We start from the raw sequence: 22,407 nt of genomic DNA on the forward strand, positions 1-22,407 counted from the left end.
AATGTGGGCAACTGCATCATCGGCGGACATCCATAAGGGCATAGGCAACTACCCAATGCCCTCCAGATACGAGAAGAGCTCGTCCTCCCAATCTCGCGGCTTAAATCCCAAGTCACTGATTTTCTCGAGAGACAAGGTGCTGTTGTGCGGCCTCGGAGCAACGGGTCCCTTGGCATCGTCATAGTAGTCAGACGTCGTCACCGCACGCACGCAGCTTGCGTTGTCGTTCTTCCTGTCGAACACCAATTTCGCAATGTCAAACCAGCTGGCAGTGCGCCCCTCGTTGGAGAGATTGTATGTCCCATAGTCTGAGCCGTTGTCCAGCAGCCAGAAGATGCCCCTCGCAAGCTCGTCCGTGAATGTCAGCCTTCCCCGCTGATCATTCACAACGGACACCAGCTCCAACCCATCGGCAGGATCGGCACAGCGATCAGAGAGTGCGGCCATGGTCCTCACGAAGTTATTGCCGTCTCCAATGACCCAGCTCGTACGGACGACATAGTGCTTGGGACAGCAGGCCAGGGCAATGTCGCCCGCAGCTTTGGCCTGGCCATAGACTGACAGGGGAGCATACGGCTCGCGCTCGTCGTGTACGTCCCTTCTGCCGTCAAACACGTACTCGGATGAAACATGCACCAGGGTAATGTCATGCCTCGCGCAAGTCTGGGCAAGAAGGCTAGGTCCAAGGGCGTTCGCCTTCCAGCATGCCACGCGACCCTCCGTCGTCTCCGCCCGATCAACTGCGGTATATGCGCCACAGTTTATGACTGTCCCGTATTCATCCCAGGAGATGCTGTCATATGACCTGGGATCAGAGAAATCAAAGGAGTCGATGTCACAATACTCGAAGCCATCCAGGCCCCTCTCGTTCGCAATCTGACGGATTGCCCTGCCAAGCTGGCCTTTGCAACCCGTCACAAGCGTCCGCTTGCCGCGCATGGGCGAAACATCCCGTAGACGGGGATGACCCCTATCGGCCATGGAAAGCTCGCATTCTGCGAGAGGAATGGGCCATTCAATTGCAAGCTGTTCGTCGGCCAGGTTAACAAAGGTGTAAGACTCCTTCAGCTCCTGCGACCAATGAGCATTGACGAGATAGGTGTAGGCGGTTCCGTCTTCTAGCGCCTGGAAGGCGTTGCCCACGCCGCGTGGGACGAAAATGGCCTTGGACGGGTCAAGACGACAACAAAATACCTTCCCGAATCCCTTGCCGACACGCAGGTCAACCCAAGCCCCAAAGACCGAGCCGGAGGCAACGGAAATATACTTGTCCCAGGGCTCGGCATGGATTCCACGCGTGACCCCCCTTTGGGCATTGAAGCTGATGTTGTTTTGCACCGGATGGAAATTCCTCAGGCCGCAGGAGGACATCTTCGCCTGCTGCCAGTTCTCCTTGAACCATCCCCTGTCGTCACCATGTACGCAGAGGTCAAATAGCTTCAGCCCCTCTATCCCTGTCTCGTAAGAGCGCAGGTCCTTTTCAAAGTCCACAGAGTCCTCCTATTGCCCCTGGCTGGCATATTTCTTTTCCGTGGCGTCCTTGGAATCCCGCCACCACTGCCCATGTTCCGAGTACCAGGCAATCGTGCGGGCAAGACCCTGGGAAAAGTCTGTGTAAATGGGCTTCCAGCCAAGCTCGCGCCGAAGCTTGGCCGAATCGATGGCATAACGACGATCATGGCCGGGACGGTCCCTGACCCAGTCAAACTCATCCTCCGGCCTACCCATCACCGTAAGTATCTCGCGCAGCACATCGATATTTGACCTCTCCCCGTCGGCACCGATAAGGTAGGTCTCCCCTGCCTGACCACAGGTCAGGATTTTCCACACGGCCCGGGAGTGGTCATCGGTATGGATCCAGTCACGGACATTCCTCCCATCGCCATACAACTTGGGACGGATGCCACAAAGCACATTGGTGATTTGGCGAGGTATGAACTTCTCGATGTGCTGATATGGCCCATAGTTATTGGAGCAGTTGGAGATGGTCACAAGGATGTCGTAGGTTCTAGCCCAAGCCCTCACCAGCATGTCGGAAGCCGCTTTCGTGGAGCTGTAGGGACTGGAAGGACGATAGGGGCTCTCTTCCGTAAATCGAGCTGGGTCATCAAGCGCAAGGTCGCCATAGACCTCGTCGGTCGAGACGTGATGGAATCGAACGCCATGTCTCCTACATGCCTCAAGCAGGCAAAACGTACCTTGGACATTAGTCAGGACGAAGGGCGAGGGGTCGCAGATGGAGTTATCGTTATGCGATTCGGCAGCGTAATGAACAACCGCGTCGCTACCGGACACAAGCTCGTCAACCAGCTTGACGTCGCATATGTCGCCAACCACCAACTCTACACTGCTGGATGGCAAGCTCGCAATGTTCTCTGGGTTTCCCGCATAGGTGAGCTTATCCAGTACGGTAACGTGTACCTCAGGATGTTCGCGAACGACGTAGTGAACGAAATTGCTGCCGATGAACCCGCAGCCTCCCGTAACCAGAATATGCCGGTACTGCTCTGACATGCATGACCTCCTAATAGCAAGAGTGAACGATACCGCCATCGGCGACTAGCTTCAGATGCTTCCCATAGTCACTCTTGCCATAGCGCGACGAGCACTCGAGCAGCCGTTCTCTCGAAATCCACCCGTTCTCAAAGGCAATCTCCTCGGGAACGCTCACCGGCAGCCCCTGGGCGGTCTGAACTGTTCGAACGAACTGGGATGCCTCGAACAGGGACTCCATGGTTCCCGTGTCGAGCCAGGCATAGCCTCGTCCCAAGGTCACCACATCCAGGTCACCCATTTCGAGATACATGCGATTCAGGTCCGTAATCTCATATTCGCCACGGGCGGAAAGCGTGACACGGGCGGCAAGGTCCGTCACGCGCTCGTCGTAAAAATAGAGACCTGTGACGGCATAGTTCGACTTCGGGTACCGGGGCTTCTCCTCAATGGAGATGGCGTTGTAGTCTGCATCGAACTCGACAACGCCAAAGCGCTCCGGATCGTCCACCCGATAGCCGAAGACGGTGGCCCGTCCTTGGGCAGCCGAGGCGCAGGCATCCCGCAGATGCCGTGAGAGGCCGTTCCCATAGAAGATGTTATCACCAAGCACTAGCGCGCACGAATCACCGGCCACGAAGTCCGCACCAATCACGAAGGCCTGCGCGAGCCCATTGGGCTCTGGCTGGGAGGCATACGAGAGGCTGATCCCGAAATCCTCCCCATCCCCCAGCAGATTCTCGAAGTTGGGGAGGTCACGCGGGGTAGAGATGATGAGGATGTCACGGATGCCCGCAAGCATCAGGGTCGAGAGCGGATAGTAGACCATGGGCTTGTCGTACACGGGGAGCAGCTGTTTGCTGGTCACGGTGGTAAGCGGGTACAGACGCGTTCCCGAGCCCCCGGCAAGGATGATACCTTTCATTGAACGATCCCTTCACGTTGAACCGCAGCAATGCCCATCGCGGTACGCGCTTCCCCTCGCCGCCTCGGCCGCCGCGAGAGGGGCGATACGAGCGGCTTTCGCGGCGGGAGAGGCCCGGAAACCACACGCATCTCCCCTCTCGCGGCACCAAAGCCGAAGCCGAGAGGTCCGCAGCCGGCGGTGGTGCAGGTGGCGCCGCAGCGGCAGGCGGCTAGTCGGTGGCGTCACGGTCGGAGGGGTCATCTGCATCCGAAAGACGCTTCTCGATGAGGGCAAGGTGCTGGATCATCTGACGGATGTCGCGGGACTGCCAGCTCACGATGACCGTCAGGGATAGGCATATGCCCAGAAGGATAACGAATCCGACCAAGAACACGAAGTTGGACGCGAGGCCGATCCCCAACAGCTTGGCAATCGCCCCGACGAGGTCCGGGGCCACCGCACAAAGAATCAGCGCGAGCGACATCGCCATCCAGAGGAGAGAGTACTTCAGCTGAAGCCTGCCCCTCGAAACCAGACGAACGACCGCAAAGAAGAAGAGCAGGCAAAAGCAAGCCAGCATCAGACGTAGGGTGACTCCCATCCTATTTCCTCCCCCCTCTTTGGCCCATTCCCTCGATCAGCACGGCCAGAGTGACCTTGACCATGTAGTAGACGCTTCGCAGAGCATTGATGGACGACGTGCCGCTCTGCCGCTCGCGCATGATGACGGGCACCTCGCGAACGACAAGGCTGTGGGTGTGCGCGGTCACGATCGACTCGGGCTCCGGATAGTCGCACGGATAGCTTGAGGCGAACAGCGACATCGCCCGCCTGCCAGAGGCCCTGAACCCTGACGTGCAGTCCGTGATGGTCAGGCCCGTGACGAACCTGATGCACCCCTCAAGCCATTTGATGCCGATCCTGCGCAGGAGGGTGGAGCGAAAGCCCCCGGACTCGCCCACGAAGCGCGAGCCGATGACCAGGTCGGCGCCGCGGCCGATCTCCTCGAGAAGCCTGGGGACGTAGGAGATGTCATGCTGGCCATCGCCATCGACTTGGATGTCCACGTCATAGCCGTGCTCAAGGGCATAGCGATGGCCCGTCTGCACCGCGCCCCCGATGCCCAAGTTGATGGGAAGGTCCACGCAGTTCAGCCCATTGGCCTGACAGACGCGCAGGGTGCCGTCGGTTGACCCGTCGTTTATGACGACATAGTCATAGCCCGCCTCCGTGATCTGGCGAACCACCGACAAGATGTTGCCCTCCTCGTTGTAGGCCGGGACCACAAGCAGGACGCGGGGCTTGTCATCGTGTATGTCCATGAAACCCTCTCGACATAACGGCTCTGCGCGGAGCGTGGAAAGGACATTGAGGCGCAGCGTTCACCATAGCCCATCCACCATACCATTGCCACCATTGCGACATCTCACGACAAGCGATGCGAACTTGGTGTTAGCCAATGTGTGTCCATGCGGCGCTACCGCTGGTGGCGATGCCGTATGCTAAACTGTGCGATGCCCAAGCCAGAAGAGAGCGAGCCTCGGGAGCCGCATGAAAGAATATGACACAGAGACCCTTCGACACGTATGGAAATGCGAGCTGAAGATTCTGAAAGACGTGGCGCGCATATGTGACGAACGAAGCCTCACTTACTTCGGCTTCGGGGGAACGGGCATAGGGGCCATTCGTCACAAGGGGTTCATCCCCTGGGACGACGACATCGACATAGGTATGCCTGCCCAAGACCTTGAGCAGCTCATCAAGGTCATCCGCGAGGAACATGCTGACGTCTACGACGTGATTGATGCTTCCATAGATAGCAACTATCCCCTCGCCACTACACGCATCATGCTCAAGGGTACGCAGTTCTGCGAGGAGACCCTCGCAGAACTTCCGCTTGACCTTGGCATATTTCTTGACATGTACGCCTTTGACAACGTCGCGGATGATGAGGTCGCGTATCGAAAGCAAGCCTGGGACGCCTGGTTCTGGTCGCACATCCGCATCCTCATAAGCGTCCCCCGCCCTGTCATACTCATTGGCGGATGGAAGGGAGCACTTCTGCGTGTTGCCTGCGCAAGCGCATACGGCCTTGCAAGACTCCTGCACCTATCGCCCCAGTTCGCCTATCGCAGGGAGCGCGAGGCGCGAGAGCGCTACGCCAACGTGAAGACGCGTCGCATTGGATATCTGCACGACACGGACCGCTTTACCCAGACACTCGCCTGGACCGACATCAAGCCCCTTTTGTACCTCGATTTCGAGGACATGAAGCTTCCGTTTCCGCAGGGGATCGACACGCTGCTCAAGGTCACGTATGGCGACTACATGCAGCTTCCCCCCGTCGAGAAGCGCAAGAACCACTTCCCCGCCCGCCTGGACTTTGGACCGTACTAGTCCAACCAAGCACAGGACAGTGGTGCGAAACAGGGGCCCTTTACGAGGCATCCAGGTGGTAACGAGAGAATACCCAACGAAGTGCAAGCTTGCGACCATACCGGGCGCCGAAGAAGCGCCAGGCGGCCTTCTTGCGCAGGAATACTGATGCCTGCGGCCGTCTGAACAGGTTCAGTGCGAGGTTTCTGTCCGCCTTGACGTCAATCTTCCTCAAGGAATCCTCCGTGAAGAAGCGCCTCAGTATTCCCGAGAGACGCTGGGCAACGACGATGAAGTCATCCTGAGGCGCCCTGAGCATATTGGTCAGGGCGAAATCCAAACCCCACGAGACCATCTGGGAGCAGTACTTCTCGAGGATGCCCAGACGCTCCCAGTCGGCATAGATATGCTCCAGAACATCTGCATGCTCAAGCATCTTGCCGCAGAGGTCCTTGAACCTTTGGTCCATAAGTGAGCCAGGACGCTGAGCCCTATACTCATAGAGCTTCTTCGAGATAAACACCGTGTGTGACGAGCGAGGGTATACCGCAAAGCAAAACACCTGATCCTCGCCAAAGGGCAGCTCCTCATCAAAGCGAAGCCCCTGCTCGGCAAGGAAGCTTGCCTTGAGCGCCAGGCGCCATACGAAGGGCCGTGACTGCTCCTTAAAGAGGACATCAGTAGAGAAGCTGGTGTACTCGACGTCCCTTGGACTGAGCGCATAATCAAGCCAAGGAGAGTTTAGACTGGCAGGAATGTAGGTTGCACCAAAAACCAGCACATCGGTATCTGCAGAGGAAAGAGCCTCGTGAATCTCCTCACAGGCAGAGGGAAGAAAGCGGTCATCAGGGTCCAAAAAGCAGATGAAGTCACCCGTGGCAGCCCTGATGCCCGCATTGCGGGCGGCAGAAGGGCCGGCGTTGCTCTGACATATAACCCTCACGCGCCCATCGCGCTCGGCCCACTGTCGCAGCTTGTCTTCTGACCCATCTGTTGATCCATCGTTCACGCAGATAATCTCTAGGTCCCGATAGGTCTGCGCTTCAAGGGATTCCAGGCACCCGTCGAGGTAGTCCTCCACGTTGTAGACGGGAACCACGACCGAAACCTTGCCCATAATGCGTATCACTACCCCTCTCGAAGCTTGAGTTTGACAAGCTCGGCAACACCAGAGGCACCGCCAATGGACCAGAAGTTCTTCATGGTCTCCAACTTGCTGGCGCTCAACCTGGAGGAGCGCACCGCAGCATAAACGTCCTTCTTATAGAGGACCTGACGCAGGCTGGCCACCTGCGGCAAGGTGAAGTATTGGTATAGCGCAAGTTCGTCATCGCTCGCATAGCTTCCGTCCAGAACACCCTCCGGGATGCTTCCCCTCTCGACCTCCTCGTGCATCTCGAGAGAAAACCTATCCAGAAACTCCGACTTGAGATCGGTCGTCAGGCGGTCATAGTTCCATGCATAGTTAAGGAACTTTACATATGCGCGAACCGGATCGAGTCCCTGGCGAAGCTCGGGCCTTTCCTCATCTAGGAAGCGTCGCATCTCTGCATGCTCGTCACAGATGCAGTACACCTTACCGGGAGAGTTCACGGACGATTGCTCGTTATCCTGACGGTAATGCAGGAACGCCTTTCCGGAATACCTTGCCCTCTCCGCGCAGGAGAACACCTTGAACGTGAAGCTCGAATCCTGGTATGAGGCACCCGGAGTGGGCAGGAAGCGAATGCCGTTCTCGTCCAGGAACCTCTTGAGATAGAGCGCGGACCAGATTGACGGCTTCTTCCAGAAGATATCTGGGTAATTCCTTGGCGCATGAACGCCAAGATTCACCATCTCTGATGTGGCCAAGGTGAAATAGACGTCATTTCGATACGAGTACTCTGGCCTCCCCTCAGACCAGTACAGCCAGAAATTGCACTTAAATACCTCGAGCCGATCTGCCTCAGCCATGCTCACCATATATTCGATGGCATTAAAATCGAGAAAGTCATCTGACTCGAGAATGGAGATGTACTTGCCCCGTGCAAGCTCAAGTCCCCTATTCATTGAGTCACCGTATCCGCTGTTGGGCTTATCAATCAGCTTGAAGCGTGCATCTGCGCTCGCATAAGACTCAATTATTGCACGAGAGCCATCCGTAGAGCCATCATTTATGCAGAGTATCTCTAGATTTTGGTAGCTCTGCCTACTAAGAGAATCCAGGCACTGGTCGAGATACCTTTCAACGTTGAATATGGGAACCAAGACGCTGACAAGCGCATTGTCCATGTTGCTCACACTGCTCTCCAGAGAAGACGTTTGCATCGAACACGTCCATGGCAGGGCAAGAACGGGCCCGTTGCCCTATTTCCCAAAGGCGCCTTAGCATCTTAGCAGAGACCATCAAGAATGAGCGAATATACTGGACAATTAAACAGACCATACGCTCCGGAGGCACAGTGAGATTTAAAGAAGAGCCAAGGAAACCTGCAACCCTCTCCCAACGGAAAAGTCAGGGGTCCAAGACCAGGGCATACGAGTTTGACGCCATACGATTCGTTGCGATAGCGTTCGTGGTTGCCGTACACTCTCTCGTGGTCATTGGGCCCGATGCGGGAAGGGCCGCCCAGTGGTACCGCCTCGGCGCACAGGCCCTCTTCTTTATGGGGAATGTGCTGTTCTTCCTCATGTCTGGGCACTTCAACCTGCGCCCCGCCAGAGAGGAAGACTCCATTTGGAGGTTCTACAGCTCCAAGCTGCGCAACATCGTACTTCCCGCCCTGCTTGTCTTTTTGGGCAGGTCCCTTCTTGACTGGTACACCAGCAGTAGCTCCACCCCTCTCGCCCGGCTCCTCGCACGCAACCTGCTCTCGGCGCAGGGCTATGCCAGCATCGAATACTGGTTCGTCTACACGCTGCTTGGATATCTCCTTGTCTCTCCTTTTGTGCGCCGAATATTCCCAGGGCTTTCCACTATGGAACGCAGGGTGTTTCTCGTCCTGGGGCTTGCCTTCCAGGCATATGTGACCACCTTCGCAAATCTTGGGCATGAGGGGGCCTTCTCCATGCCCATCAGCGGCTTCTTCTTCGTATACTGCCTTGGATCGTTCGCAGACAAGGAGCTAGCGACAGATGCCACGTATCGTTGGTTTGCGCCTCTTGCGGCAATCTGCTTTGCGCTTTCGGTTTTTCTAATCTATCAGGGGTATGGGCAGCATGCGCAGGACACGTCGCCCCTCTTCATCATTGCCGCGCTGGGGCTCTATGCTGGCCTCATTAGGACGTTTCGCAACAGGCAGGCAAGCCCCTTTGTGGGTCTGGTGGCCAGGCACTCCTTTTCCATATACCTCGTGCACATGATGGTCCTTGTCCCCTTGTCGCGGCTTCCGGAGCTTCAGGGGCTCACGGGCCCTTGGGCGATAGCGGGCTCTGCGCTGCTAACGCTTGTCGTGTTCGGAATCTCTCTTGGCCTGGCTCTCATTTTTGACGAGACGCTCGTGAGGTGGGCGAAGGCGGCGTATGACCGCGCCTTCGCCCACGACTAGCCGCCTAGTACAGCACGCGATACAGCCTCATGTCTCCCTCGGAAAGCACGAGCCTGAATCCGGGAGTGTCCTCGCGCACGCTTATGATACCCTCCCAAGACTCAGGTTGAAAACTAACGGGAGTCCACCTTGTATCGCTCTCTTCATCCACCGAATCCAGAATCAAAAGATACTTTGCCCCAATAGACGAAAACGCATTCCTAACCTCAGCATTATCGGCAAAGTGCTCTGCATTATTACGGATAACTTTGCTCTGATACGTCTCATCTGATTTATCTTGGATGCCATACACGCGGTAATATGTATTCAACCCAAGGAGCCCGCTCGCAAATACGGACCCATCCTCTGGCACGTTAATAATTAGGGCATCCTCAGGGATGAGGCGCTTAACTCTCTCGAGGAAGTGTCTTTCATCGTCATCGAGGACATTATAGGACACATTGTATAGATGGGTCACACCGTCTCTAAGTCCACCAAAACCGGTGATGACATTTGTCATTCCTGGAATCCTAATTGAAGGCCAGAGAACAGCGAGGGCGACTAAACCTGCAGTGAGCACTGGAGTGTAGTTTTTTGCAAATGACATAATTTGTGCACTCCCCCGCCAATCAGCTTGTGCTATCTCGACATGACGACGGGCAAGAGAAATAAGTCGGGCAAGGCCTGCAGACGCCAATGGAATAGCCGCAAGAACAACAGTCGCGGCTGTACGATAGGGGTCTTGATACCAGAAGCCTGCAACTATGGCTTTAAATGAATACACACCAAATTCTGAGGTGAGAATGACATTAATCAGGAAGATAAAAGCTGCAATGAGGTATGAGATGACTGTCCAAATTTCTTGATTTTCTCTGAAAATTGAAACTACACCTATCATTACAATCAGCCCCAGCAGAGGCTGCCCGTAATCTCTCACGAAACTAAAGGTTGCAAGGTTTACTACAGCCTGAAATGGATCAATATAATAATTCCAAGAATACGTAACAACGTTGTGCAGAGACGGTATATAGGCAAGCCCCAACCAAAGCATGGTAAGAAGACACGTTACGAAAATTGCCACCAGGCGCGTACGAGAGACGAGCTTAGGAGAACGAGACCATACCCTCCTCGCAATCCGGATCGAAAGCCAGACACAGAAGGGGGCAAGGATGGCCGCCGAGCTGAATACTGCATTGGGATGTGCCATAGCACCAGAGAGCAGCGTAATCACAAAGGCAAGCGCACTGGCAAACCAAGCTCTTCCCTCAAGCAGCTGATAGCCAAGCAGCACAAAGGAGCCCACGATCAAGGGTGCCAAGGACAGGCCAGCAAGATTGGGACTGAGCGTACCAAAGTCGACAAATTCCCAAGGGAACGCTACAAAAAGTGGGGTCACAACAGCCGCAGCGTAACAAATCGTTCGATTTCCACTAAAAAGAATGTGAATCAAAAAACACATGGAACTGGGAAAAACGAGAGATTGAAAGGCAAAGTTCGCAACGTTAATTGCGCAGGGAACCGAAACGTGCGCAGCCGAAGAAACCAAAGCAACAAGAACTGACCAGCACGCCGGATAGTATCCAATTGGATCTGCAACGGGAGCCATCTCACCTGGACTCCACGCCCCCATTGAAAACATAGAGTAGTTTTCCGTACGCAGGAACTGGGCCGCAGCGTTGAGGTGAAAGGCATTGTCCCAGTTCTGTGCAAATGAATTGGGCCCGTCCAAGGGGAGAACGTAAGCGTACATGCCAACGACGAAGGCCATGAGCAAGAAGGGTACGAGCGATATGGCGCCAAGGCGGGAGACTCCCCTGCACAGGCTTTCGCCAGCCTCTTCGAAGTCACATGCCTCCGCCAAGGCACCTTTACCGAATAGTAGGTGCCTCACCAAGGCAGCCATCATCCCGAGCGCGAGACACAGGGCCAGAGCCACTGGCACCATGCTGGTCCAGCTGGCCAAAATGCCCAAGCGCTCGTAAGCGACCCCTAGGAAACAATATGTAAGGAGGGAGGCGGCAGGAGACAGGCAGAGCGAAGGTACCGCCCTAAAACCCAATCCCCTGAAGAGGGCAAACCCCGGAACATAGAGAAAGGCTCCTGCCACCACAAAGCTCAAGAAGAATATGGGCCACATAGTCAACCAATCTTAGAATCAGACGCACACACCAGAACCGCTTCCCAAGAGCGGAAATGAATCGCAAGAAATCGAGGTGAATCGCTCGAGCCTATGGGACTCAGAAGGAACCACAGCCGTCAGAAAGGCGCAACCTCCTTGCCCGATACACCAACGCCGCCAGAAAGGCGAGCGAGAGAATGAACATCGACATATCGTAAAGCATGCAGGCCCCCATCAGCCCGGCGCCTGCGATGAGCGGAGTGGCCGCAAAGAACGAGAAGAGGGCCGCCACGCCATACGCCACAACGACGAAGCGCTGCATGCGCATGGTCACCACCGCATAGAACAGGATGACGCTCAAGGCGTTGAGGAGGCCTCCCACCAAGAGGACCATGAGCTCGGCGCGCAGGGGCGTCACATCAACGCCGTAGATTGCAGAGAGGACCTCCGTCCCCAGCGGATACGCAACCAGCATGGTGAGCAGCGAGGCGGCGCAGACGACCATGAAGCCCCTGGTGACTATCGAGAAGAAGGCCCTCACGTTGCCCTTCGTCCATTGCGCCGCGAGGTCGGTCAGCAGCGGCTTGAACACGAAGCCGCTCAGCAGGTTGATGACCAGGGAGGGCATGAAGATGACCGAGTAATAGGTCTGGTAGTCCTTGGTCATCAGGCCCTCTATCCCGTACTTGGGGGCGTTGCTCAGGTAGGTCAGGAGAAAAGAGCCCACAAAGAGCGGCAGGCAGGTCAGCAGCAGGCGAACGATGGACCTCAGGTCGAACGTGGGCGCAAGCGCAACGAACGAGCGGGCGGGCAGGATGTCCAACAAGACGACCACGACTAGAGAGGCGACGAAGGACACGACGCACGCAGAGGCGATGTCGTGCGTCAGAATGACTCCCAGGGAAAATGTCACGACTGTCGTCAGTCCCCTGAAGAAGAAGGCCCTGCCCGCCACGTCAAGCCTCCCGTGCTGTTGGAACATCCCATGGAACACGTCCTCGAAGGCGTCAAACAGCCTGAGCGAGGCGATGAGGAGGAGCACGAGGGTCTCGTGCGGCTCCGTCGCAACAAGGGAGTAGGCGATGACGAGCAGGATCATCAGGATGCAGGTGAGGATGCGCGACGCCAGGTATATGCCGAACGAAAACCTCTCCTTGGCGTCGGTGGCCTGATAGGTCCTCATCTCGAAATGCCCCACCACCTGGAACTGCTGCGCTATCGCAAAGGCTATCGAGAAGAGCCCGCCCGCATACGCCCCCAGGGAACGCGTGACGACAAGCAGCATGAGAACGCTCGAGCCCGCGTTCATCAGAGACCCCAGGGTGTTCCACAGGTAACTCTTGGCCATCTGTCCCGGACGTTGGGTGGGGTCGGAAACGTCCGTCAAAAGGCTCTCGTCCATGCCTTCGCTCATGAAAAGGCCCCGAAGTCGAGCCGGCCAGGATGGTGGTTCTTGCGGTCGTCCTCGGGAGGCAAGGACATGTAGTCGCCGTAGCCTCGCGTGAGCAGCTTGTCGTTCTCATGCGACAGCTTGATGATCAGGTCCTCGAACGCATGCTCCTGCAGGGGAAACACGTCGGACTTGGTTACCGCCCAGGCCAGCGGCGTCCTGTCGGCGTAGTCGGCATACAACGTGCGCTCACTCGCAGGCTCATCCGCAGCCATGCGCGCGGCACGCTCCCACCTCTGGTGAATGAACGCGGGAGAAAGGTGGATGAGGCGCATGCCCCAATGGGCAAGCTTGCAGGCTGCAAGGACCAGGATGCGACGGACGCCCCTGAGGTTGACATGAGGAGACGAGGTCGCCCTGAGAAAGGACAGGCGTCCCCACACCCAGGTGCGCCGGACCTGCCTGCGATAGTCCTTGTCGTCTGCGGGAACCTGGTCGAACGCGTATATGCCTATGCCAATGGGATACTGAAAGCGACAGCCCATGAACTCGTCTGGGACGCAATACGTCCCCTTGAGGGCCAGGTTCGCGTTGCAGGCAGGAAAGAATGGGTCCGTATGCCAGTCGACGACCTCATACTCTGGGGCAAGAACCGCTGGGGCCTCCCTGAGGAAGCGCTCGTAGTCGTCGCGCAGCATCGCGACGTCTATGTCGTCGTCCCAGGGAATGAAGCCGTCGTGCCGAACGGCTCCGATGGCCGTGCCGCCATACACAAAGTAGGGAATACCCAGCCTGCCGCAGACCCTATCGAACTCCCCCAGGATTCTCGTTGACACGAGCTGCAGCTTGCGCAGAACCGCAGGGTCTTCGTATTGCCTGTACTCCAATGAAACCACCTGTCCGTAGCGGAAGACGCACAAGGGCGGCCCCGTCAGCTATGTTGTGCCCAATTCCATATACTATAAGGTGGCACGATAATCAGGTCCGCACTCTCTTGGATGATAAAAAATGTACACTCCCTCAGACCATTGCTTTGCAATCTGCGCCTATGGAACCAGCCCCTATCTGGACGAGTGCGTGCAGTCGCTCAGGCAGCAAACCACGCCAACGAGGATCATCCTCGTCACCTCGACGCCCAACCCCGACATAGAGCGCGCCTGCCGCCAGATTGGCTGCAAGATGCTCGTCAACGATGGCCCCGGGGGCATCGCCGGGGACTGGAACTTCGCCGTCAAGATGGCGAATAGCCCTCTGGTAACCATCGCCCATCAGGATGACGTCTACCTCCCGAGCTATGCCGAGAGCATGCTCCGCATGCTGAATTCTTCCCACGACCCCCTGCTGTACTTCACTGGCTACGGAGAGCTGCGAGGAGACGAGCGCGTCTTCGACAACAGGAACCTGCTCATCAAGCGCCGCATGCTCAGAGCACTTGAGAAACCCCGCAATGCCATGAAGCGCTCGGTGCGGCGGCGCATCCTCTCTCTGGGGTGTCCCATCTGCTGCCCCTCCGTGACGCTTGTAACCTCGGCGTTCGAACAACCCCTGTTTGCTGGGGACTTTAGCTCCGACCTTGACTGGCAGGCCTGGGAGAGGCTCTCAAGGATGGAAGGCAGCTTCGTGTATGACCCAACCCCACTCATGCTCCATCGCATCCACGAGGAATCCGAGACCAGCCGCCTCATCCATGACAACAGTCGCAGCCAGGAAGACCTTGCCATGTTCAAGAAGTTCTGGCCCGAGAGCATCGCGGCGCTCATAAATCGGCTCTACGAGCTCGGTCAAGCAAGCAACGACAACTAGCCTCCCAGAACAAGCGAGAGCGAACGGCTACCGATGTCACACCAAACACGTGCTCACGAGACAACTTTGCATGAGGTCATGCAGGGTCGGAACAATAACCTCAACCTTATCCGCTTTGTTGCGGCACTAAGCGTCATATGGTCGCATTCCTACTCCCTGACAAGCGGTCCCAACGGTGACGTTTCCCTCCTCGACCGGATGACCTCGGGACGGCTAAGTATCGGCGGGCTGGCAGTCGGGGTCTTCTTCCTCTATGGTGGCATGCTCATAGCCAAGAGCTGCGAGAGCCACCTTAAGCCCATGGGGTTCTTCGCCGCCCGCATACGGAGGATATTTCCCCAGCTGGTTTTCACCGTTCTTCTTAGCACATTTGTTTTCGGCCCGCTTCTCTCTTCGAACGATGCCGCGACATACTTCCATGATTCAAGGACCTATCGATACCTCCTCAATGCGCTGCTCGTGCCGGTCCATGGCCTACCGGGCGTATTCGAGGCAAACCCCTACCCCGCCGTCGTCAATGGCGCATTGTGGACGCTGCCCGTCGAATTTGCCTGCTACGTGCTGTGTTACGTCACCTTCCGCCTTACGTCCTTCAAAAGAGGTCGTGCGACGGCACTCATATGCACCCTCATTGTCGCAGGGCTGGCTTTCCTCCACGCATCCGGCCTGATGGCCCTCAGCGTGGTTCGCGCGGTCCTCGAGTTCCTCATAGGTATGCTCTTTTGGACCTGGAGGGACAGGGTCATCGTCTCCCGTACGCTGGGCATTGCGGCAATCGGATCAACGTGCATCCTCTGCGCATTGGGCCTGGATCTGCCGGCGATGCTCCTGACCGTCCCCTATGCCCTCGTATGGCTCGGCTGGGGAACGAAGAGGAAGTTCCAGAACTTCGCCTATGGCGCTGACCTGTCATATGGAACCTACCTGTGGGGCTTTCCGGTGCAGCAGGCCCTCGTAGCCCTCTGGCCCCTTCCTATGAGATGGCCCCTTAACACTGTCCTCGCAGCGGGCATAGCCGTGTTGATGGGGCTTGCGAACCATCTCCTCATGGATAGGTGGCTTGCGAAGCTTGCAAGGAGAATCATTCGCAGACGCTAGCCTCGACACGAATCCAAGCGTACACACCATGCCCAAATAGTCCTCCACCCTATCCCCTATAATGTTCTGCAACTGTCTTTCCTGAGGAGGAACACATGGGGATCCGCGCCCGCAGGGCTCACCAGCACTCTCGCACCCACATCATGGGCCTCGGCATTGCCGGCCTCTTTGGCTTCATCGCCCTCCTGATCGCCGCGCTCTCCATCTCCATGGGCGCGCTCATCAACAACTGGCTGCAGGACCTCCCCAACTACACCTCCGCAGACTCCTACCTGGTAGCGGAGCCCACAACGGTCTACGCGGCAGACGGCAGCGTGATCGCGGAGTACTACCTGCAGAACCGCCGCTCCGTGAGCCTCGACCAGATATCCCCCAACGTGCTCCATGCCACCGTGGACACCGAGGACAGGCGCTTCTACCAGCACAACGGCGTTGACCCCCAGGGCATCCTGCGCGCCGTGGTCTCTCAGATCTCCGGCAACTCCGAGGGCGCCTCCACCATCACCCAGCAGCTGGTGCGCAACACCGTCCTCTCGGACGAGCAGTTCGAGCAGACCATCAAGCGCAAGGTGCGCGAGGCCTACATCGCCATCCAGATGGAGAAGATGTACACCAAGGACCAGATCCTGAACATGTACCTCAACACCATCTACTACGGCCATGGCGCCTACGGCATCGAGGCCGCCTCCATCACCTACTTCAACAAGCACGCAACCGACCTCACCCTCTCCGAGGCGGCAACGCTCTCGGGCCTTCCCCAGTCTCCCTCCGTCTACGACCCCTTCATCAACCCCAGCGCGGCCACCACCCGCCGCAACACCGTGCTCGACCGCATGCTCACCGAGGGTCACATCACCCAGGAGGAGCACGACAGCGCCCAGGCGGAGGAGCTGACCCTGAGCGAGGGCAGCTTCTCCGACTCCATAGGCACCTTCCCGTACTTCTCGGACTACGTGAAGCAGCTCCTGCTCGAGGACTTCGACTCCGACACCATCATGCAGGGCGGCCTGAAAGTCCACACCACCCTTGACCCCCGCGTGCAGAACGACGCCCAGGCGGCCGTCGCCGGAGTCCTGGACAGCATCGGCGACGACGAGCTGCAGAGCGGACTCTGCGCCGTCGACCCCAGCAACGGACACATAGTTGCCATGGTGGGCGGCAGGGACTACGGCGTGAGCCAGTTCAACATGGCCACGCAGGCAAGGCGCCAGCCGGGCTCCAGCTTCAAGACCTTCACGCTGGTGAATGCCATCTCGCAGGGCATGAGTCCCAACGTGATGGTCAACTGCAACTCTCCCCTGCAGTTCACCCCCACCTGGAGGGTCCAGAACTTCGCCAACATCAGCTACGGAACCATGAGCATGGAGAGGGCCTTCTCCTACTCCTCCAACACGGGCTTTGTGCAGATTGCCCAGACCGTTGGGCCAGAGAACATCGTGAGCACGGCAAAGTCCATGGGCATTGACGTTGACCTCCCGGCCTACGACTCCCTCACCCTGGGCACCGTGGGCGTCCCTCCCGTGCAGATGGCCGAGGCCTACGCCACCATCGCCTCCGGCGGCGTGCACCGCGACGCCATTGCCATCACCAAGATCGAGGACCGTAACGGCAACACCGTCTACGAGCACACGGACAACCCCACCCAGGCCATAGCCCCTGCCGTGGCACAGGCTGCGACGCAGGTGATGGAAGGCGTCTGCCGCGGCACCGGAACCGCCAATATGATCTCTTACACCATGACCGCCAACCAGCCGGTTGCCGGCAAGACCGGCACCTCCGAGGCCTACCGCGACCTTTGGTTCTGCGGAATCACCCCTCAGCTCTCCGTGGCGGTATGGTGCGGGTACGCCGAAGAGGACACCGTCTATGCCTACGGCTCCTATGCCCACCCCTACAACACCGCGGTCCCCATCTTCGTGGACTTCGTGAACGCCGCGCTCGCCGACACCGCTCGCGCAGAGTTCCCCACCACCAGCGAGACCGTAAACTACAAGTCCAACAACAGCTGGACCTTCAGCAAGACCAATGTGGCAGCCAACACCACGGTCAAGACCACCGAGCCCGAGGAGGAAGAGGAGGTCGTGACCACCACCACGATAACGACCACCACCAAGCCACCCACCACCAACACAGGCGAGGGAGGAGCGGTTGCGCCTGGCGGTGGAGACGGCGGCAACGCGGGCGAGGGCGGAGGAGAGGTCGCTCCCGGTGGCAGCGGCGGTGGAGGCGGCAACGGCGGCGGAGGCAATGGCGGCGGGGCCGCAGGAGAGTAGCCCGCCGCAATCTCAGTGGCCTTACAGGACGCCTCCCGCCCCGGACGATCGGGACGGGAGGCGTCTTTCTTTAGCACGCTTGCGATATGGAAGCGAGCCTATCTGCGGGTATCCCTCAGCTTGTTCACCAGGTTGACCAGGTCCTGGGCCGCCTCGGAGCCGCCGGAGACGACCATGACAGTGTCGTTTCCGGCAACGGAGCCCTTTACCTCAGGAAGCGAGGCGGCGTCAACGGCCGCGGCGACGCCGGGTGCGGTACCGGGCTGAGACTTGATGACAACGAGGTTGTCTGCCCTCTCTACGCTGCTCACGAACTCGGAGACCATACGCTGGAGGTGAAGGTCCTCTGCCAGGACATAGATCCCCTCGCTGAGCTTGCGCAGGCCCATGTCCGCGATGTCTCGCGAGACGGTTGCCTGGGTGCAGTTGAAGCCTATCGCCTGCAGCTCGTCCACCAAGGCACGCTGCGTGTGAATCGACTTGCCTCGGACAATGTCCCTGATGGCATCCTGCCTGTTGTTACGTCTCTTGACCATGTGCTGCCCCTCCACTTTTGAGCATCGATTTGCCCTCTGACTTTTGGTGGGGGGCAAATATGAAATATTTCGTCAGGTCACGCAGCCATACTGCTGCTCGCCTTTGTTTGAAATTAAGGAAATGACTGATATAAGTCAAGAAGTTCTAGAGTTATGTGCATAAATTGGCGCTGGGTGAACTTTCGCGCATATGGCATAGCGCCTCTCGACAAGCTCAGTTGGCATCGAGCCATCTATTGCGGCTGGCGAAGTTCCAGACCATGACCACGGCCGTGGCAAACACCTTCACCATGGTGATGTTGAGCGGGCTGTGCTCCAGAAGGCCCACCCCCACAAACATGCACGCCTCGTTGATGCCCAGCCCATTTGCGCGCCATTGGCAAGACCTCCACGAAAGACGAGATATGAGTAGGTTTTCTCGACAATTTGGGTCCAAAACTACACACATCTCCGCTCTAGTGACGAAAGAGCTACACACATCCCCGCTTTCGCGGCGCGGGGGCCGCGCACCAGCGCCCGCCGCGGGCCTGATGCGCGCCGCAATGCACACGCTCACCCGAATCGGCGGCAAATGGCCCCGCATGGTGCAATATCATGGCGTCATGCATCCAGACCTCGCCACGTGCCACAACGCGGCGCATGCCAAGCAGAAAGATCAATGCCATGCCCAGCTTTGACAACATGAACGTGCATCCCGGAGACTCGGGCAGAAGGAGGCGTCCCGGTGAGGGCCGCGGGGGATACGTGCCCAGCACGCGCGCGGGCCGAGACGACCCACGCCGCACCAGCCTGGGCTCTCAGGCCCGAGGCGGCGGCCGCAAGGGGCGCACGGTGCAGAGCCAGCGCGGACAGGGCCAGTATCGCAGCGAGCGCAACTATCGGACGCTGGCGGGGCATGACACGGGCTACTCGCTCAAGGGACGCGGGCAGCGCATCAACTTCGACAGCCGAACCCGAGACCTCCTGGGCCGCTATGGCATCTCCAACCGCATGCTGCTGCTCGCGGCCGCCGGCGTGGTCCTGCTGCTCATCCTGGTCCTGAGCGTCTCCAGCTGCGTGCGCGGCTGCTCTCCCCAGGCCCAGGGCACCAGCGACTCCACCGAGGTCAACCAATGGGACTCCCGCGTGGCCGCAGGCGTCTCGGAGCACCTCACCAGCGAGCTGACCCTGGCCCTCAACCAGCAGGAGAAGATCACGCAGATCGCCCAGAACGCCAACAAGTACGCCGACGAGCGCATCTGCGAGCTGGCGACCCTCGAGCCCGAGTCCATCGACTTCGTGGCGGCCTTCCCCACCGCCGAGAAGACCAGCAGCGCCTATGGCGAGGGCAACGAGCGCGGCAGCTTCCCCCTGCTCTACAACTGGGACGTGCGCTGGGGCTACGTTGACTATGCGGGCAGCGTCCTGGGCGTGAACGGATCCGGCCCCACCACCATGGCCATGGCCTACATGGGCCTTACCGGCAAGACCGAGAAGAGCCCGGCGGACTTCGCCAAGGATGCCAGCGACAAGCGCTACGTCACCGAGAAGGAGCCCTTCACCTCGGCCGAGTTCTTCGCCTTCGAGGCAGGCGAGCTGGGACTCGACGCCAAGGAGTACACCCCTTCCGGCGACAACCTCTCAACCATCCTCTCCGAGGGCGGACGGGTGGTTGCCGTGCAGCTCAAGGCAAACTTCACCAGCCCCTACGCGCACTGGGCGCTGGTCGTGGGCAAGAACAGCGACGGCTCGGTCAACCTCTATGACCCCTGCTCCGCCAAGGCATCTTCCCACAGCTGGACCGTGGGCGCCATAGGCAACAACTCGGAGGCCTTCTGCGCCCTGAGCCACAACGCGGAGGCCGCCACGGAGGCCGGTGCCGAGGGGGCATAGCGCCAACGTCACACGCCAACGGCAAGGGGCCCGCAGCATCCTCGCTGCGGGACCCTTCTTGATGAGCGCCTCGTGCCTGATGGGGGGCCATCGCCCTAGGAGAGGATCCTCTCGGACGCCTCCCGCAGCCTTGCGCGCACGGCCTCTGACTCCTCACGCGTGGCGCCCTTGCTGAACAGGTAGGCCTTGACCTTGGGCTCGGTGCCGGAGGGACGGAAGATGACCTTGTTGTCCCCCTCGAGGCGGAACTCGATGACGTTTGCCGGGGGCAGCGCCTGCGCGGCCTCCTTCTGCAGGCCCGAGACGCGCGGCATCTGGGGGCCGGCGGCAAAGTCGGTCATGCCCAGCACCTTGTAGCCCGCGATCTGCGCAGGGGGGTTCTCTCGGAGCCCTGCCATGATGGAGGCCATCTTCTGGGCACCGGCAGCCCCTGGGAAGCTGGCGTTGACGGTGCCGTTCAGGTAGTAGCCATACCTCTGGTACAGGTCCTCCATTGCCTCGTAGAGGTCCATGCCGCGGGAGGCGTAGTCAGAGGCCATCTCCACGCAGAGCATGGTGGAGACGATGGCGTCCTTGTCGCGGGCGTGGGTCCCCACCAGGTATCCGTAGGACTCCTCGAAGCCCATGAGGTAGCGGTCCTCCTCGCCTGCGTCCTTCAGCTGGTCGATCTGGTCGCCGATGTACTTGAAGCCGGTGAGGACGCGCCTGAGCTCGAAGCCCTTGGCCTTGGCCAGGGCGTCGGGCATCGCAGACGAGACGATGGTGGTCACGGCGACCTTGCCCCTCACGTCCTCGCCGTTCGCCTCGGCCATGCTGGACAGCCAGTCCATGAGCAGCACACCCATCTCGTTGCCCGAGAGGAGCTTGTACTCGCCGTCGTGCGGGATGGCCGTGCCCATGCGATCCGCATCGGGGTCTGTGGCAACCAGGAGGTTGGGCTTGACCTCGTCGGCCAGCCTCAGGCCCAAATCGAGCGCCTCCCGGAACTCTGGGTTGGGATACTTGCAGGTGGGGAAGTTTCCATCGGGCTTTGCCTGCTCGGGCACCACGGTCACGTTCTCCACGCCAATCTCCCCGAGGATGCGCGTGACGCACTCCATGCCTGTGCCGTTGAGCGGCGTGTACACCACCGAGTAGGACTCGTCCGCCTTGAATCCGGGGACGGAGACCTTCTTGATGCTCTGGATGAAGGCGTCCAGCACCTCCTCGGGCGTCCACTCGATGAGGCCCTTGGCCAGGCCCTCCTCGAAGTCCATGCATCTGACTCCCGAGAAGGGGTCGACTCCGGCGATGTTGGCGCTTATCTCGTCCGCGGCCTCGTCCGTGATCTGGCCGCCGTTGTCGTTGTAGACCTTGTAGCCGTTGTACTGGGCGGGGTTGTGGGAGGCGGTGAGCACGATGCCGGCGGAGGCGTGCAGGTGGCGCACCGCGAAGGACAGCGTGGGCACCGGCTCGATGCGGGGGTACACGTACACGTGGACGCCGTTCGCGGCAAGGACGCCGGCGGCCACGCGCTGGAAGTCCTCGCCCTTGAGGCGGGAGTCGCGGGCGAGCGCCAGCGTGGGCCTCTCGTAATGGGCGTTGAGGTAGTCTGCCACGCCCTGGGTTGCCTGGGCCACCACGTGGACGTTCATGCGGTTGGTGCCCACGCCCAGGACGCCACGCAGGCCCGCGGTGCCAAAGGCAAGGTCGCGATAGAAGGCGTCATTGAGCTTCTCCTCGTCGCCGGAGCAGATAAGCTCCTCCAGCTCCTGGGCGAGGTCCGGCGCCGTGACGCTTTCCTTCCAGAGCTGGACCCTGGCCTTGGTCTGCTGATCCATGAGTTCTCCTTCGGTCTTCTCGCGCACCTGAGCGCTCTGCCTATGGCCTATGTCTGGCTCCATGGTACTTCTTTGCGGCGGGGCGAGAGGGACCGCTGTGCCAGGCGGCGGGGCTGGCCAGGACGGCTGGCGATGGGTTCCGTGTGGGGAGCCGCCCAAAGCCGCCACCGGAGCTCTGGCAAGGCACCTGAGCAGCTATGATGCTGGAAAGGAC

19 protein-coding genes are annotated in these 22,407 nt (G+C 59.0%); 6 read left to right on the plus strand and 13 right to left on the minus strand.

Features of this window, described 5'->3' with window-relative positions; translation table 11 throughout:
• Window positions 1-48: 48 nt before the first annotated feature.
• The 5 genes from CZ375_RS05305 to CZ375_RS05325 form a co-directional block, all read right to left on the minus strand.
• A complete protein-coding gene (locus tag CZ375_RS05305) occupies window positions 49-1,491 on the minus strand; it encodes a sugar nucleotide-binding protein (RefSeq protein WP_077598231.1) in 1,443 nt (480 codons plus the stop codon).
• A 9-nt stretch (window positions 1,492-1,500) separates the two neighbouring features.
• The gene (gene rfbB / locus CZ375_RS05310; RefSeq protein ID WP_077598232.1) at window positions 1,501-2,514 is read right to left on the minus strand and encodes a dTDP-glucose 4,6-dehydratase; all 1,014 of its coding nucleotides are present in this window, start codon (window positions 2,512-2,514) and stop codon (window positions 1,501-1,503) included.
• A gap of 10 nt (window positions 2,515-2,524) precedes the next feature.
• On the minus strand, window positions 2,525-3,418 hold the full coding sequence (gene rfbA / locus CZ375_RS05315; RefSeq protein WP_077598233.1) for a glucose-1-phosphate thymidylyltransferase RfbA: 894 nt from the start codon (window positions 3,416-3,418) through the stop codon (window positions 2,525-2,527).
• Window positions 3,419-3,629: 211 nt separating this feature from the next.
• Complete coding sequence (locus CZ375_RS05320; protein WP_077598234.1) at window positions 3,630-4,001, minus strand: DUF2304 domain-containing protein; 372 nt, start codon at window positions 3,999-4,001, stop codon at window positions 3,630-3,632.
• A gap of 1 nt (window position 4,002) precedes the next feature.
• Window positions 4,003-4,722, minus strand: a complete 720-nt coding sequence (locus CZ375_RS05325) for a glycosyltransferase family 2 protein (RefSeq protein WP_077598235.1) — start codon at window positions 4,720-4,722, stop codon at window positions 4,003-4,005.
• Between the two features lie 295 nt (window positions 4,723-5,017).
• Here CZ375_RS05325 and CZ375_RS05330 point away from each other — a divergent pair, with 295 nt between their 5' ends.
• Window positions 5,018-5,797: a LicD family protein gene (locus CZ375_RS05330; RefSeq protein ID WP_234966892.1), complete on the plus strand. Its 780-nt coding sequence runs from the start codon at window positions 5,018-5,020 to the stop codon at window positions 5,795-5,797.
• A gap of 40 nt (window positions 5,798-5,837) precedes the next feature.
• On the opposite strand, the gene CZ375_RS05335 is transcribed toward CZ375_RS05330, so the two are convergent.
• Together CZ375_RS05335 and CZ375_RS05340 are read right to left on the minus strand one after the other, a co-directional pair.
• Window positions 5,838-6,893, minus strand: coding sequence for a glycosyltransferase family 2 protein (locus CZ375_RS05335; RefSeq protein ID WP_097677405.1), 1,056 nt, complete (start codon window positions 6,891-6,893; stop codon window positions 5,838-5,840).
• A gap of 11 nt (window positions 6,894-6,904) precedes the next feature.
• Window positions 6,905-8,047, minus strand: coding sequence for a glycosyltransferase (locus CZ375_RS05340; RefSeq protein WP_234966933.1), 1,143 nt, complete (start codon window positions 8,045-8,047; stop codon window positions 6,905-6,907).
• 47 nt (window positions 8,048-8,094) lie between these two features.
• On the opposite strand from CZ375_RS05340, the gene CZ375_RS05345 reads away from it, so the two are divergent.
• Complete coding sequence (locus tag CZ375_RS05345; protein WP_077598239.1) at window positions 8,095-9,303, plus strand: acyltransferase; 1,209 nt, start codon at window positions 8,095-8,097, stop codon at window positions 9,301-9,303.
• Between the two features lie 4 nt (window positions 9,304-9,307).
• On the opposite strand, the gene CZ375_RS05350 is transcribed toward CZ375_RS05345, so the two are convergent.
• The 3 genes from CZ375_RS05350 to CZ375_RS05360 all read right to left on the minus strand — a co-directional run bounded on the left by CZ375_RS05350 (window position 9,308) and on the right by CZ375_RS05360 (window position 13,678).
• Entirely contained in the window at window positions 9,308-11,419 is a 2,112-nt protein-coding gene (locus CZ375_RS05350; protein WP_077598240.1) for a DUF6541 family protein, read from the minus strand.
• A gap of 100 nt (window positions 11,420-11,519) precedes the next feature.
• Complete coding sequence (locus tag CZ375_RS05355; RefSeq protein WP_234966895.1) at window positions 11,520-12,815, minus strand: lipopolysaccharide biosynthesis protein; 1,296 nt, start codon at window positions 12,813-12,815, stop codon at window positions 11,520-11,522.
• Window positions 12,812-13,678 carry a LicD family protein gene (locus tag CZ375_RS05360; protein WP_077598242.1) on the minus strand — a complete coding sequence of 289 codons (867 nt, stop codon included), beginning with the start codon at window positions 13,676-13,678 and terminating at the stop codon, window positions 12,812-12,814. The genes CZ375_RS05355 and CZ375_RS05360 overlap by 4 nt, the downstream gene beginning before the upstream one ends.
• 121 nt (window positions 13,679-13,799) lie before the next feature.
• On the opposite strand from CZ375_RS05360, the gene CZ375_RS05365 reads away from it, so the two are divergent.
• The 3 genes from CZ375_RS05365 (at window position 13,800) to CZ375_RS05375 (ending at window position 17,965) form a co-directional block, all read left to right on the plus strand.
• The gene (locus tag CZ375_RS05365; protein ID WP_077598243.1) at window positions 13,800-14,594 is read left to right on the plus strand and encodes a glycosyltransferase family 2 protein; all 795 of its coding nucleotides are present in this window, start codon (window positions 13,800-13,802) and stop codon (window positions 14,592-14,594) included.
• A 66-nt stretch (window positions 14,595-14,660) separates the two neighbouring features.
• A complete protein-coding gene (locus CZ375_RS05370; protein WP_234966896.1) occupies window positions 14,661-15,692 on the plus strand; it encodes an acyltransferase family protein in 1,032 nt (343 codons plus the stop codon).
• A 95-nt stretch (window positions 15,693-15,787) separates the two neighbouring features.
• Window positions 15,788-17,965 (plus strand): transglycosylase domain-containing protein, encoded by a 2,178-nt coding sequence (locus CZ375_RS05375; RefSeq protein ID WP_077598245.1) that lies wholly within the window; start codon window positions 15,788-15,790, stop codon window positions 17,963-17,965.
• A 98-nt stretch (window positions 17,966-18,063) separates the two neighbouring features.
• Here the strand turns inward: CZ375_RS05375 and CZ375_RS05380 are convergent, their stop codons facing one another.
• Entirely contained in the window at window positions 18,064-18,501 is a 438-nt protein-coding gene (locus CZ375_RS05380; protein ID WP_077598246.1) for an arginine repressor, read from the minus strand.
• 214 nt (window positions 18,502-18,715) lie between these two features.
• Window positions 18,716-18,841, minus strand: coding sequence for a hypothetical protein (locus tag CZ375_RS08450; protein ID WP_268794210.1), 126 nt, complete (start codon window positions 18,839-18,841; stop codon window positions 18,716-18,718).
• Window positions 18,842-19,140: 299 nt separating this feature from the next.
• Here CZ375_RS08450 and CZ375_RS05385 point away from each other — a divergent pair, with 299 nt between their 5' ends.
• Window positions 19,141-20,373, plus strand: a complete 1,233-nt coding sequence (locus CZ375_RS05385; RefSeq protein WP_234966897.1) for a cysteine peptidase family C39 domain-containing protein — start codon at window positions 19,141-19,143, stop codon at window positions 20,371-20,373.
• A gap of 95 nt (window positions 20,374-20,468) precedes the next feature.
• Here the strand turns inward: CZ375_RS05385 and CZ375_RS05390 are convergent, their stop codons facing one another.
• Complete coding sequence (locus CZ375_RS05390; RefSeq protein ID WP_077598765.1) at window positions 20,469-22,193, minus strand: phospho-sugar mutase; 1,725 nt, start codon at window positions 22,191-22,193, stop codon at window positions 20,469-20,471.
• Window positions 22,194-22,407: the final 214 nt, after the last annotated feature.

This window comes from Olsenella urininfantis (assembly GCF_900155635.1).
In the GTDB taxonomy this organism is placed as follows: domain Bacteria; phylum Actinomycetota; class Coriobacteriia; order Coriobacteriales; family Atopobiaceae; genus Olsenella_G; species Olsenella_G urininfantis.